The organism is Acidovorax sp. YS12, assembly GCA_021496925.1.
Lineage (GTDB): Bacteria > Pseudomonadota > Gammaproteobacteria > Burkholderiales > Burkholderiaceae_C > Paenacidovorax.
The window spans coordinates 1,302,807-1,315,874 of record CP053915.1 but is presented as its reverse complement, the minus strand read 5'-3'; the positions used below and the strand labels follow the sequence as shown (position 1 = coordinate 1,315,874).

Sequence of the window (13,068 nt, the reverse complement as noted above, 5' to 3'; positions counted from 1 at the left end):
CATGAAGGGGGAACGCACTTTTTCCTTCACCTTCCGCATCGGATTTCCCGCATGAACCAGACCCGGGCGCTGCGCCGCCATCTCCGCCACCTGTTTTCCCCTTCCGCCCTCGCGCGGGCGATCGCCCGGCCGGGCCTGGGCGCCCTGGCCGCCGGGGCCTTGCTGGCCGTGCCCGTGGCGGCGCTGGCCCAGCCGGGCGCGGCGCCCGTGCGTGGCTACGACATACCGGCAGGGCCGCTCGACGAGGCGCTCGGCCGCTTCGGCAGCGAGGCCGGCATCCTGCTGCCGTTCAGCCCCGCCGTGACCGAGGGGCTGCGCAGCCCGGGGCTGCGCGGCAGCTATTCGGTCGAGGCGGGGCTGGCCGCGCTGCTGGCCGGCACCGGCCTGCAGGCGGTGCGCCAGGCCAATGGCAGCTATGCGCTGGCGCCGGCGGCGCGGGAAGATGCCGGTGGCGGCGCTGCCACGCTGCAGACGGTCAAGGTCACGGCCCAGGGCGTGCGGGACGGCACCACCGAAGGGACGGGCTCCTACCGGGCCGGGCATACCGCCACGGCCACCAGGCTGGCCCTGTCGCCCCGCGAGACACCGCAGACGGTTACCGTGGTGACGCGCCAGCAGATGGACGACTTCGGCCTGAACTCGGTGGATGACGCGCTCAAGGCCACCAGCGGGGTCTTCGTCTACGAGCGCGGCAACCTGGGCAGCTACTACTTCAGCCGGGGCTTCTACCTGCAGTCGCAGTACGACGGCATGGCCAACCCCATCGGCATCAGCAACGACAACAAGAGTCCGATGGTGGACAGCGCGTTCCTGGACCGCATGGAGGTGCTCCAGGGCGCGTCCGGCCTGCTCAGCGGTGCGGGCTATCCCGGCGGCACGATCAACCTGGTGCGCAAGCGGCCGACGCAGGATTTCCAGGCGCAGGTGGAAGTCCAGGCGGGCTCGTGGAACCAGAAGCGCGCCATGGCCGACGTGTCGGGCGCGCTCACGGCGTCCGGCCAGGTGCGCGGCCGCCTCGTGGCGCTGGTGGACTACCGGGATGCGTTCGTGGACCATGCCTTCAACCACCGGCGGGGGCTGTATGGGGCCATCGATGCGGACCTGACGCCCACGACCCTGGTCAGCGCCAGCGTCCAGTACCAGAAGGACCAGGGGCGTGACCACTCCGGGGTGCCCTATGGCGCCGACGGCAGCGACATGGGCTTCGACCGCTCGGCGTTCTTCGGCAATCCGCGCAGCCGCAACGACAAGGACTACGCGCTCTACACCCTGGGCCTGGAGCAGCAGCTCTCGTCCGGCTGGCGCATGAAGGCAGCGTACGACCATGGGCGCGCCAGCACCCGGCAGCCCAACGACAGCTGGCTGTCGGGCTCCCTGGACCGTGCCACGGGCAACGGGCTCTCGCTCTACCAGGCACGCCTGTTCGATCGGGAGGTCAAAGCCAACACCGCGGACGTGTTCGTCTCCGGCCCGGCGTCGTTCTGGGGCCGCACGCACGAGTTCGTGCTGGGGGCCAATGTTTCCAGCGCCCATGACTATGCGCAGGCGTCTGGCTACCTGCCCACGGCGATCAACGTGCTGGGGTTCGATCCGCACGCGCTGCCCGATCCGGTGGGCGGGGCGCCCTACGAGTACGGCAGCAAGACGCGCCAGAAGGGGCTCTACGGCGTGGCGCGCCTGGGCCTGACGGATGCGCTCAAGCTCATCGCCGGCACGCGCATCAGCTGGTACGAGTCCCGCAACCTCGTCAACGGCGTGGTCGACCAGAAAGAGAGCGGCGTGGTCTCGCCCTATGCCGGGCTGGTGTACGACCTGCATGCGCAGTATTCGGTCTATGCCAGCTATTCCGACATCTTCACGCCGCAAAGCCAGCGGGGTGTTGGCGGCGGCACGGTCAAGCCGGTGGTCGGGTCGAACTACGAGGTGGGAGCCAAGGGCGCATTGCTGGGCGGCCGGCTGAACGCCACGGCGGCGCTGTTCCAACTCGACCAGCAGAACCTGGCCCGGCAGGACGCCTCTATCCCCTTCGACCGAAGCAACGCCTGCGGCGGCTGGTGCTACGTGGCCGACGACACGGTGCGCAGCCGGGGCGTCGACCTGGGCCTCAACGGAGAGATCCGCCCGGGCTGGAACGTGGCGGCGGGCTACACCTACGTGAACAGCCGCTATGCATCGGGCAAGCAGCAGGGCGAGCGCTACATGTCCAGCCTGCCGCGGCACAGCCTGAGCATTGCCTCGAGCCAGCGGATCGCGGGCACCGGCTGGACGCTGGGCGGCAGCGTGCGGGCCTACAGCAGCATCACCAACACCACCTACCACATCCGGCGCGGGGGCCTGGCCTTGTTCGGCGTGACGGCGAAGTACCAGCTCAGCCCCAGCACCGATGTGCACGCCGTGGTGGACAACCTGTTCGACAAGCGCTACTACGCGACCGTGCACAACCTCTGGTACTCGCCGTTCGGCGAGCCCCGCCGGTTCTCGGTGAGCCTCAGGCACCGATTCTGAATGGGGTGCTCCTGAAAACAGAGCTTCCAGCGCCCGATGGGAAAGCGCTGGAGGCCGATTTGGCATGGAATTCCCTTATTTGCGATAATACAAACCGTTCTCATTTTTGATCGTTGCGCATGACCGCCAGCCTCACCACCCGTCCCCGCCTGCACACCGCGCTGCGCATCGCCGCCGCCGTGCTGGGCGGCTACGCCTTCACGTGGGGCTTCATCGCCCTGGGCATGTCCGGCCTGTTCGCGCTGGGCATGTCGTTCCACGACGCCGAGCACCTCAGCAGCATGCTGGGCATGCTGGTGTACCTGGTGGCGTTCCTGTGGGCCTTCGCGGCCCGCAGCCTGGCCCGCCTGGGGGCCGTGCTCCTGGGCGGCGGCGCCTTCATGGCGGCGGCGGCCTCGCTGCTGCAAAGCGTGCTGGCGTAAAGGAGGCCACGATGTTCCAAAACTTCCGCCTGGCCATGGCCTGGCTGCACACCTGGTTCGGCCTGGCGCTGGGCTTCGTGCTCATGGCCTGCTTCTTCTTCGGCGCGCTGTCGGTGTTCGACCGCGAGATCGACCGCTGGGCGATTCCGCAGTCGCGCTTCGCGCCGCAGCCCATGCCGTCGTTCGACAAGCTGCTGCGCCCGGTGTTCGAGGACATGCAGCCCAGTAAGCAGAGCCTGGACTTCATGCGCGACCGCGTCAACGGCGCGCTGCCCGAGCGTTTCGACACCGTGCGCCGCTGGGGCGCCTACACCACCCACCGCGACCCGGTGCTGGGCCTGTTCGCGGGCTACGAGGTGCCCAACGCCAAGGACCCGGAGCAGGGCGCCTGGGGCAACCGCACCATCGACCCGCGCAGCGGGGCGGCGCTGCCGGACGACCGGCTCAAGATCGGCAGCCAGTTCTTCTACCCGCTGCACTACAGCCTGAACCTGCGCTGGGCGGGCCTGGGCTACTGGATCGTGGGCTTCGCGGCGCTGGTGATGCTGGCGGCGCTGGTCAGCGGCGTGGTCATGCACCGCAAGATCTTCCGCGAGTTCTTCACCTTCCGCCCCAAGAAGGCCACGCAGCGCAGCACGCTCGACCTGCACAATATGACCGGCGTGCTGGCGCTGCCGTTCCACTTCTTCTTCGCCTTCACCGGGCTGGTGATCTTCGCGGGCATCTACTTCCCCGTGTCGCACACCCAGCTGGAGCCGCTGCACGAACTGCACGAAAAGCTCGAAGCCGAGGAAACCGGCCTGCCGCACGACCGCGCCGGCGTGGCCGCGCCGCTGGCCTCGGTGGACGCCATGGTGGCCGAGGCCCAGCGCCGCTGGGCCGCCAAGGACATGGCGGGCGAGGTGGGCTTCCTCGCGGTGCAGCACGTGGGCGATGCCAACGGCTACGTCAGCATCTACCGCGCGGGCACGGACCGCATCGCGCTCGTGGGCGACGGCATCCACTTCAAGGCCAGCACCGGCGAGGTGCTGCGCGAAGACCCGCCGCCCACCGCGGTGGACAGCGTCAACACCTTCCTCACCGGGCTGCACCTGCAGCACTTCCGCCACTGGCTGCTGCGCTGGCTGTACGTGCTGGGCGGGCTGATGGGCTGCGTGTGCATCGCCACGGGCTTCATCTTCTTCGTGGAAAAGCGCAAGAAGCAGCATGCCAAGCAGGGCAGCCAAGGGGCGCGCGTGGTGGATGCGCTGGCCGTGACCACCGTCACCGGCATGCTGCTGGCTTCGCTCACCATCCTGACCGCCAACCGGCTGCTGCCCGACGTGTTGCCCGCTGGCTGGCCCCCGCGTGGCGATCTGGAGCAGTACCTGTTCTGGGCCGGCTGGGTAGCGGCCATGGCGCACGCCTTCGTGCGCAGCGCCCCGGTGGCGCAGGGCCGCCGGAACCCGGCGTGGCACGAGCAGTGCTGGGCCGTGGCCGCCATGGCCGTGGCTACCGTGCTGCTCAACTGGGTGACCACCGGCGACCACCTGCTCAAGACCCTGGGCGCGGGCTACTGGCCGGTGGCGGGGGTGGACCTGTTCATCCTGGCCGGCGGCGCCCTGGCCGCGTGGACCGCGCGCCGGCTCAAGCAGCGCGCGCAGGCCGCGCCCGCCGCCCCCGGCCTGGCCGCAGCGGAGGCCGCCCATGCATGACGCACTGCTGCTGACCGCCGCCGTGGCCTGCGCCGTGGCGGGCATGGGCTGGCTGGCCCTGGCCATGGACGTGCACTGGGAGCAGGTGCGCGGCGCCGCCGCGCCCCGCCCCGCCCAGGCGATGCGCCTGCGTGTGCTGGGCGCGCTGGGCCTGCTCGGTGCGCTGGGCCTGTGCCTGGCGGTGGACCATGCGTCGATGGCCTCGCTCGTGTGGGTCATGGCCCTGGCCTTCGCCGCGCTGGCGGTGGGGCTGGCGCTGGCCTGGCGCCCGCGCTGGCTGCGTGTGCTGGCCTGGGCTGGCGGGGTAGGGTAAGACTCCTGTTTCCATAGCTCCCAGCGCTTGCCCAGCAAGCGCTGGAGCCCGAAAACCCTCAAAGAATCACCAGGCCATCTCGCCCTTGTTCACCTTGGCGCCGAGGTCGAGCGAGGCGCTCTCGCCCAGTTGCGGGTAGGCCGCGCGCAGGGCCTGGATGACGCCCGCGCTGTCCTGCGACTGCTGCAGCGCCGCCTCGAACTTCACCAGGTAGCCGCGCGTGTAGTCGATCACTCCGGCGTCGGTCGCCGTGCCGGCGGCCATGTGGCCCGGCACCACCACGCGCGGCTGCAGGGCCTTCATCTCGTCGAGCTGGGCGATCCAGGCCTGGCGCTCGGCGGGCTTTTGCGTATCGGCCGTCCACACGTGCATGTTGCCGAACAGCGCCACGTTGCCCACGATGGCGTGCAGCGACGGCACCCACACGTACGGGCGGTGCGCCAGCGGCCCGGTGGTGCCGCGCAGCTCCACGGCCTGGCCGTCCACGGTGAGCGTGGTGCCAGCCAGGGCCTCGGGCAGCACCGGCCGCGCGGGGGCGTTCACGCCCATCTTGGGGCCCCAGAACGCGAGCTTGCCCGCCATCTTGGCCTGGATCTTCTCGCGCACGGCGGGCGTGGCCACCACCTTGGCTTGCGGGAACAGGGCCTGGAGCGTCTCGGCGCCGAAGTAGTAGTCGGGGTCGGCGTTGCTCACCAGGATAGTGGTGAGCGTCTTGCCGCTGTCGAGCACGTTGGCGGCGATGCGGTAGGCGTCGGCGCGCGTGAAGCCGGTGTCGATCACCATCGCCTCCTTCTCGCCGCTCAGCAGCACGGAGTTGACGTGGAAGCTGTTCGCGTCGGCGTTGTAGACCGTGAGCTGCAGGGGCCCGGCGGCGTGGGCGGCGCCGAAGGCGAGGGCGAGCGTGGTGGAGAGCAGGGTGGTGCGCAAAGTCATGGAGAAGTCCGGTTGAAAAAACGATGGACAGGACTTTATTGCTTGAAACGGAACAGATAAACGCCTCAGAATGCGCTTGATTGTTTCTTTATTCGCGCAAATACCATGGACCGCCTCACCGCCATGCGCGTCTTCGCCGATGTGGCGCAGACCGGCAGCTTCACCGCCACCAGCGAGCGCCTGGCCCTGTCGCGCGCCATGGTCACGCGCCATGTGGCCGCCATGGAGCAGTGGCTGGGCGCGCGCCTGCTGCAGCGCACCACGCGCCGCGTGACGCTGACCGACGCGGGCGAGCAGTGCCTGCGCCGCTGCCAGCAGATGCTGGCCATCGCCCAGGAGGTGGAGGAGGAAACCGCCCCCGCCGGCGGCGCGCTGCGCGGGCAACTGCGGCTGACCTGCAGCATGTCCTTCGGCTACGCGCAGCTCGCGGCGGCGCTGGGCGACTTCCTGGTGCTGCACCCGCAGCTCCACGTGGACCTGAACGTGAGCGAGGGCGCGGTGAACCTGGTGGCCGAGCGCATCGACCTGGCCATCCGCATCAGCGCCGACCCCGACCCGGCCCTGATCGCGCGGCCGCTGGCCGTGTGCGAATCGGTGCTGGTGGCCGCGCCCGCCTACCTGGCGCGCATGGGGCGCCCGGCGCAGCCGGCCGACCTGGCTGCGCACCGCTGCCTGGGCCACGCCAACTTCGGCCGCAGCGAATGGCGTTTCACCCACGCGCAGGCCGGCGCACAGGCGGTGAGCGTGCCCACGCGCTTCACGGCCAACGACGCCGTGGTGCTGATGGCGGCGGCGCAGGCCGGCGCGGGCATCGCGCTGCAGCCCGCCTACCTGGTGCGGCCGCTGCTGCAGGTGGGCGCGCTGCAGGCGCTGCTGCCCGGTTGGGCGCCGCCGCAGCTTACGGTGTATGCGCTGTACCCGTCGCGCCGCCACCTGGCCCCGGCGGTGCGCGCGCTGCTGGACTTCCTGGTGCAGCGCTTCGCGGGCGCGCCGTGGTAGGTGCACCAAAAATGAGAGCTTCCAGCGCTTGTCCAGCAAGCGCTACGGCCTGATTTGGCTACAAGAATCAGCCCGGCGTGTGCCCGCCCGGCGGCGTGCGGAAGGCGACCATCAGCCGGTTCCAGCCGTTGATGGCGACGATGGCCAGCGACAGCTCGACGATCTCCGCCTCGGTGAACTGCGCGCGCACTTCGGCGTACACGCTGTCGGGCACCTGCGACTGCTCCACGCGCGTGAGCGCCTCGGTCCAGGCCAGGGCCGCGCATTCGCGCGCGTCGAACGCGCCGCTCTCGCGCCAGGCGTTGAGCAGGTGCAGGCGCCGGTCGCTCTCGCCGTGCTCGCGCGCCACGCGGGCGTGCAGGTCGAGGCAGAAGGCGCAGCCGTTGATCTGCGAGGCGCGCATCTTCACGAGTTCGTGCAGCTGCACGGGCAGGCTGCCGGCGTTCACGTGCTTCTGCAGGCCGTACATGGCCGCGTAGGCCGCGGCGTGGTTGCGCGGCAGGTCGATGCGCTGGGCATGGGGCATGGTGTTCTCCTGGGGGTGAAAAAAGGGGCCGGGCCGCGTGCGCGGCCCGTGGGCGCGGGGCTTACAGGCCGCGCAGCTTGTCGGGGTTGAGCACCGAGTACACGGCGCGGATGCGCACGCCATCGGTCTCGAAGGCCATCACCGAGCGCACGCCGCCAGCGTCGCGCAGCAGCAGGCCCGGCGCGCCGTTGACCTGCACGGGCTCGATCTGGTGGCCGTGCAGGTACACGCGCCACACGGCCGCGGCCAGGCGCGCGAGCGCGCGCGGGCCGCGCAGCACCTTGCTGGCTGCGCGCACCTTGCCGCCGCCGTCGGCGGTCCATTGCGCGTCTTCGGCAAAAAGGGCCAGCAGGGCGGCATGGTCCTGCGTGCGCATGGCTTGCACGAAGCGCGCGATGAGCGCGCGCGCCGCCTCGGGCGTGGCCGTGAAGCGGGCCTTGCGCTGGCGCACCTGGGTGCGCGCGCGGTGCACGAGCTGGCGGCACGCGGCCTCGCTCCTGCCCAGCACGGCGGCCACCTCGGCGTAGTCGCTGTCGAACACGTCGTGCAGCAGGAAGGCCGCGCGCTCGTCCGGCGTGAGGCGCTCCAGCACCACCAGCAGCGCCACCGACAGGTCGCTGGCCAGCTCGGCGCGGGCGTCGGCGGGCGGCGCCGCGTCGGGTGCGATCCAGGGCTCGGGCAGCCAGGGGCCGTCGTAGGCCGCGCGCTCGGTGCGTGCGGCGCGCAGGCGGTCCAGGCACAGCCGCGTGACGGTGGTCACCAGCCAGGCCTCGGCCGTGTGCACGCGTTCCAGGGGCGTGGCCTGCCAGCGCAGCCAGGCGTCCTGCAGCACGTCGTCGGCATCGGCGCGGCTGCCCAGCATGCGGTAGGCCACGCCGGCCAGGCGCGGGCGGTGCTGCTGGAAGACGGCGGTGTGGCCGGCCAGTGGGGAAGGTATTGCGGGGTGCATGCCGGTAAGACGCACGGCGGCGGCGGTTTGTGACAGCGGCCGGGCATACTCGCGCCACTATACGCACGGACAGGGGGGAACATGGCAACGTGGGCGGCGCAGGCCCAGGGATTGGCGCAGGGGGAAACGCTGGTCTTCAGGACGGTGGATATGGTGCGCTGGCGCCAGGGCAAGGCCCAGCGCGCGGGCAATCCGTGGTCCTGGCTGGTGGGGGCGTCCTTGCTGGCGATGGTGGCGATCAACATGCACCTGGCCGTGCCGGCGTGGAAAGCGCAGCCCTGGCCCCGAGCGTTCACCGATCCCAAGTTCCTTGGCCTGGTGCTGGAGATCCTGCTGTGGTGTGCCGTGGGCCTGGGCCTGGGCGTTGCGCAGTGGGTCAGCGACCGGCGTGCGCTGGTGCTCACCGATTCCCTTCTGACGCTGCGCTATCCCTGGGCCTGGCTGGATCGGCAGATGGGCTGGAGCGTGCCGCTGCCCGTGGTGGCGCGGCGTGCGCGCTGGGTACCGCATCGGCCGCAGAGGGCCCAGGCGCCAGACCTTCTGCCGGCATTCGCGCTGGAACTGCCGTTGGCGGACAGCGCGCCGTGGCGCGCACTGGTGCCGCGCCGCCTCCTCAGCCCGGCGCAGTGGGCGCCGCTGCGCGATGGCGTGGACGTTTCCGGTCCTTGGCCCGCGCCCGCGACGCAACCCACGGCATGGCAGATGTTCCTGATGCGCACGCCGCCGGTCGATGCCGCGGCGCTGCGCGATCTGGACCGGCGCATGGCGCAACTGCCCTTGGTGCAGGCCTTGCAGCAGCGGGGCGTGGTGCTGCCTCGCTTGAGTGAAACGCAGGACTTTCCTTCCCGGCTCGAAACCTTCGGCCAGCTTGACCTTGCCCAGGTTCCGGCCCTGCGCCGGGGGCTCTGGGCCTTGCTGGCGCTGCTGGCGGCCAGCGTGCTGGCCCTGCTGGCCTGGGAGCGCTGGCAGTTCTTTGCCACGCCGTGGGCCTTGTATCTGGGGGCAGGGCTGGCCGGTACCGTCCTGGGTGCCGTGCTGCTGTGGCCGCGCGAGGTGGCGCACCAGCCGGGCATGGCGCAGGCGTCCGCACGGCAGCAGGCGCGGGCGGCAGCGGCCTTCATGGCGCTGCTCGGTGGGGCCATGGCGGCGTGGCTGGCGGGCGCTGCGCTGCCCTGGGCCGGGGCCGGGGCATGGCAGCCGCCGCGGGCCATGGCGTTCACCCTCGACAAGCGCACCCTCGACCCCGGCCCCATCGTGCTGCGGCCGGTGGCCGGGGCCGGGGTACCGCCCATCGAGATCAACACCGGCGTGTCGTTCTGGCGCCGCCAGGCGGATGGCGCGCAGTTCGTGCTGCCGGTGGCACGGATTCCCGGGGCCGGGTGGTGGGTGTACGACGGCCAGCCTCTCATCGACGCGCGCCGCCGCCCCGTGGACTGAATCCCCGCACCGCCGGCCAAAGCTGGCTACAATCGCCGCCCGGCACTGTTGCCGCCCATGGGTTCCCTCGCCCCCATTCACCAAAAAGGACTGCCATGCGTTCCATCCAGGCCACGCCGTCGCGCGTGCCGCTTTTCCTCTCCCTGCTGGTGGCGTTCCACATCGCCATCGTCATCGCCAGCAATTACCTGGTGCAACTGCCCATCACGCTGCTGGGCTTTCACAGCACCTGGGGGGCGTTCAGCTTTCCGTTCATCTTCCTGGCCACCGACCTGACGGTGCGGCTCATCGGCAAGCAGCCCGCGCGGCGCGTCATCACGCGCGCCATGCTGCCCGCGCTGGTGGCCTCGTACATCGTGGGCGTGCTGTTCCATGAAGGCCGCTTCAACGGCTGGGGCGCATTGGGTGACTTCAATGCCTTCGTCTTCCGCATCGCCTTCGCCAGCTTCGCGGCCTACGTGCTGGGGCAGTTGCTCGACATCCAGGTGTTCGACCGCATCCGCCAGCAAAGCCATGCCTGGTGGCTGGCGCCTGCGGCGGCCTCGGTGTTCGGGCAGGCGCTGGACACGGCGGCGTTCTTCTCCATCGCCTTCTGGCGCAGCCAGGACGCCTTCATGGCCGCGCACTGGGGCGAGATCGCCGTGGTCGATTACGTCATCAAGCTCACGGTGAGCCTGCTGCTGTTCGTGCCTGCCTACGGCGTGGCGCTGGCGGCCATCGTGCGCGCCATGCGTACGCCGCCCGCGCCGGCCGCGGCCTGAACAATTGCCCCAAGAAAAAACCGCCTGGCTTTGCAGCGCAGGCGGTTTGCTCATGTTTTGGTAGCTGCTGGCGCTTGCTAGGCAAGCGCTGGAGCCACTTTTTGGGCTTATTTCTTGGCGCCGCCGTCTTCCAGCTGCGCCAGCGCTGCGTTGCCGCCCAGCGACAGCAGGCCGGCGCGCGAGTACACGCCGAGCTTGTCGCGCGTGTCGGAGATGTCGAGGTTGCGCATGGTGAGCTGGCCGATGCGGTCCAGCGGGCTGAACGGCGCGTCTTCCACCTTTTCCATCGACAGGCGCTCGGGCGCGTAGGTCAGGTTGGGGCTTTCGGTGTTGAGCAGCGAATAGTCGTTGCCGCGGCGCAGCTCCAGCGTGACGGTGCCGGTCACGGCGCGCGCCACCCAGCGCTGGGCGGTCTCGCGCAGCATGATGGCCTGGGGGTCGAACCAGCGGCCCTGGTACAGCAGGCGGCCGAGCTTGAGGCCGTTGAGGCGGTACTGCTCGATGGTGTCCTCGTTGTGGATGCCGGTCACCAGGCGCTCGTAGGCGATGTGCAGCAGCGCCATGCCGGGGGCCTCGTAGATGCCGCGGCTCTTGGCCTCGATGATGCGGTTCTCGATCTGGTCGCTCATGCCCAGGCCGTGGCGCCCGCCGATGCGGTTGGCTTCGAGGAACAGCTCCACGGGGTCGGCGATTTCCTTGCCGTTGATGGCCACGGGCTGGCCTTCGTCGAAGGTGATCGAGACCTCTTCGGCCGGCACTTCGACCTCGGGCTTCCAGAACGCCACGCCCATGATGGGGTTGACGATGCGGATGCCGCTGCTGAGGAACTCCAGGTCCTTGGCCTCGTGCGTGGCGCCGAGCATGTTGCTGTCGGTGCTGTAGGCTTTCTCGGCGCTCATCTTGTAGCCGAAGCCCTCCTTGGTCATGAAGGCCGACATCTCGGCGCGGCCGCCGAGTTCGTCGATGAACTTCTGGTCGAGCCAGGGCTTGTAGATCTTCAGCGCCGGGTTGGTGAGCAGGCCGTAGCGGTAGAAGCGCTCGATGTCGTTGCCCTTGAAGGTGGAGCCGTCGCCCCAGATGTGCACGTCGTCCTCCTTCATCGCGGCCACCAGCATGGTGCCTGTCACGGCGCGGCCCAGCGGCGTGGTGTTGAAGTAGGTGATGCCGCCGGTGCTGATGTGGAAGGCGCCGGCCTGGATGGCGGCGATGCCTTCGTGCGCGAGCTGGGTGCGGCAGTCGATCAGGCGGGCCTGCTCGGCACCGTATTCCATCGCCTTGCGCGGGATCTCGTCGTAGTCGGCCTCGTCGGGCTGGCCCAGGTTGGCGGTGTAGGCGTAGGGCAGGGCGCCCTTGTTCTTCATCCAGCGCAGCGCGGCGCTGGTGTCGAGGCCGCCCGAGAAGGCGATGCCGACCTTCTGGCCGACGGGGAGGTTTTGCAGAATGGTTGCCATGGCGGTGTCGGATGCGATGGTGGGGGAATCAGCCGAAGTGGCAGATGTAGTGGTAGGCCTCGTTCACGCGGATGTCGAAGCTGGAGTTGCCAGGGATGCTGAACGTGTCGCCCGGGCCCGACTTCAGCCAGGCATCGGTACCCGCCAGGCGGTACTCGCAGCCGCCGGCCACGCACTCCATCACTTCGGGCGCGCCGGTGTTGAAGGTGAGCGTGGCGGGCAGCACCACGCCCACGGATTTCTTCGTGCCGTCGGGGTAGGTGATGCCGTGGCTCACGCACTTGCCGTCGAAATACACATTGGCCTGGGTGGTGACGGCGACGCCGTCGATGCTTGCGGTGGTCATGGAGTGGTGCGGGCTGGTGAAAACGGACAGAACCCGGGATTCTAGGCCCCAAAGACGAAGAGCCCCGCAAGGGGCTCTCGTGCAGCGGCGGGGGCCGTTTCAGCGCCAGTAGGGGTTGTAGTGGTGCGGGCGCTGGTAGTAGTTGTACTCGATGGTCACCGGCGGGCTCACGTAGGCGGCGGGCGGCTGCACCGGGTAGGTCTGCACCACGCCGGGCTGCGCCGGGTAGGTGTAGGCGTTGTTGGTCGAGTAGGTGTTGCCGTAGCCGGGCGAGGGCTGCACGCTCACCGGGATCCAGTTGCCGGGGTCGTGGCTCGTCTGCGTGCTGTACTGGCGGCCCGCGTATTCGTACACCACGTTGTAGCCCACGGTGCGGTTCTCGTAGTACGTCTCGGTATTGCAGCGCTGCACGTTCTGGTAGCGCGGCTGGCCGGTGCCCTCGATCTGGTTGCCCATCAGGGCCCCGCCGATCACGCCCAGCGCGGTGGCGGCCGCACGGCCGCTGCCGCCGCCGATGGAGTTGCCGATGGCGCCACCGGCAATGGCGCCCATGACGGCACCCGCGCCGCTGTTGGACGAGCCTGCGTACACCGTGTCGGTGCCGCAGACCTGGCGCGGTATGGCCACCTGCTGGACGATGGGGGTGGAGGAGAGCACGCGGCCCTGCTCCTGCGCGGAGGCTGCGCAGGCCGCACCGGCCAAAAGGATCAAGAGCACGGTCTTTTTCATGAG

General features: G+C 69.9%; 13 protein-coding genes. 7 read left to right on the top strand and 6 right to left on the bottom strand.

The genetic code is table 11. The features are described from left to right. Nucleotides 1–51 precede the first annotated feature (51 nt). The 4 genes from YS110_05905 (at nucleotide 52) to YS110_05890 (ending at nucleotide 4,934) form a co-directional block, all read left to right on the top strand. Nucleotides 52–2,505: a TonB-dependent siderophore receptor gene (locus YS110_05905; protein UJB64316.1), complete on the top strand. Its 2,454-nt coding sequence runs from the start codon at nucleotides 52–54 to the stop codon at nucleotides 2,503–2,505. A gap of 119 nt (nucleotides 2,506–2,624) precedes the next feature. Beyond that, complete coding sequence (locus YS110_05900) at nucleotides 2,625–2,927, top strand: iron uptake protein (protein UJB64315.1); 303 nt, start codon at nucleotides 2,625–2,627, stop codon at nucleotides 2,925–2,927. A gap of 11 nt (nucleotides 2,928–2,938) precedes the next feature. Further along, complete coding sequence (locus YS110_05895) at nucleotides 2,939–4,621, top strand: PepSY domain-containing protein (protein ID UJB64314.1); 1,683 nt, start codon at nucleotides 2,939–2,941, stop codon at nucleotides 4,619–4,621. Continuing rightward, nucleotides 4,614–4,934: a DUF3325 family protein gene (locus tag YS110_05890; protein UJB64313.1), complete on the top strand. Its 321-nt coding sequence runs from the start codon at nucleotides 4,614–4,616 to the stop codon at nucleotides 4,932–4,934. Before YS110_05895 ends, YS110_05890 begins: the two co-directional genes overlap by 8 nt. 66 nt (nucleotides 4,935–5,000) lie before the next feature. On the opposite strand, the gene YS110_05885 is transcribed toward YS110_05890, so the two are convergent. Next, the gene (locus YS110_05885; GenBank protein ID UJB64312.1) at nucleotides 5,001–5,867 is read right to left on the bottom strand and encodes an MBL fold metallo-hydrolase; all 867 of its coding nucleotides are present in this window, start codon (nucleotides 5,865–5,867) and stop codon (nucleotides 5,001–5,003) included. A gap of 105 nt (nucleotides 5,868–5,972) precedes the next feature. On the opposite strand from YS110_05885, the gene YS110_05880 reads away from it, so the two are divergent. Continuing rightward, nucleotides 5,973–6,866 carry a LysR family transcriptional regulator gene (locus tag YS110_05880; protein UJB64311.1) on the top strand — a complete coding sequence of 298 codons (894 nt, stop codon included), beginning with the start codon at nucleotides 5,973–5,975 and terminating at the stop codon, nucleotides 6,864–6,866. Nucleotides 6,867–6,933: 67 nt separating this feature from the next. Here YS110_05880 and YS110_05875 read toward each other — a convergent pair whose 3' ends face one another. Both YS110_05875 and sigJ read right to left on the bottom strand, forming a co-directional pair. After that, nucleotides 6,934–7,392, bottom strand: coding sequence for a carboxymuconolactone decarboxylase family protein (locus YS110_05875; protein ID UJB64310.1), 459 nt, complete (start codon nucleotides 7,390–7,392; stop codon nucleotides 6,934–6,936). Between the two features lie 61 nt (nucleotides 7,393–7,453). Further along, complete coding sequence (gene sigJ, locus YS110_05870) at nucleotides 7,454–8,341, bottom strand: RNA polymerase sigma factor SigJ (protein ID UJB64309.1); 888 nt, start codon at nucleotides 8,339–8,341, stop codon at nucleotides 7,454–7,456. An 81-nt stretch (nucleotides 8,342–8,422) separates the two neighbouring features. Between sigJ and YS110_05865 the strand changes: the two genes are divergently transcribed. Together YS110_05865 and YS110_05860 are read left to right on the top strand one after the other, a co-directional pair. Next, nucleotides 8,423–9,778 (top strand): hypothetical protein, encoded by a 1,356-nt coding sequence (locus YS110_05865; GenBank protein UJB64308.1) that lies wholly within the window; start codon nucleotides 8,423–8,425, stop codon nucleotides 9,776–9,778. 95 nt (nucleotides 9,779–9,873) lie between these two features. Further along, a complete protein-coding gene (locus YS110_05860; GenBank protein ID UJB64307.1) occupies nucleotides 9,874–10,539 on the top strand; it encodes a 7-cyano-7-deazaguanine/7-aminomethyl-7-deazaguanine transporter in 666 nt (221 codons plus the stop codon). Between the two features lie 107 nt (nucleotides 10,540–10,646). On the opposite strand, the gene argG is transcribed toward YS110_05860, so the two are convergent. From argG to YS110_05845, 3 genes are all read right to left on the bottom strand, one after another. Further along, nucleotides 10,647–11,990, bottom strand: a complete 1,344-nt coding sequence (gene argG / locus YS110_05855) for an argininosuccinate synthase (GenBank protein UJB64306.1) — start codon at nucleotides 11,988–11,990, stop codon at nucleotides 10,647–10,649. 28 nt (nucleotides 11,991–12,018) lie between these two features. Then, nucleotides 12,019–12,336 (bottom strand): pyrimidine/purine nucleoside phosphorylase, encoded by a 318-nt coding sequence (locus YS110_05850; GenBank protein ID UJB64305.1) that lies wholly within the window; start codon nucleotides 12,334–12,336, stop codon nucleotides 12,019–12,021. Between the two features lie 99 nt (nucleotides 12,337–12,435). Then, a complete protein-coding gene (locus YS110_05845) occupies nucleotides 12,436–13,065 on the bottom strand; it encodes a glycine zipper 2TM domain-containing protein (GenBank protein ID UJB64304.1) in 630 nt (209 codons plus the stop codon). Nucleotides 13,066–13,068: the final 3 nt, after the last annotated feature.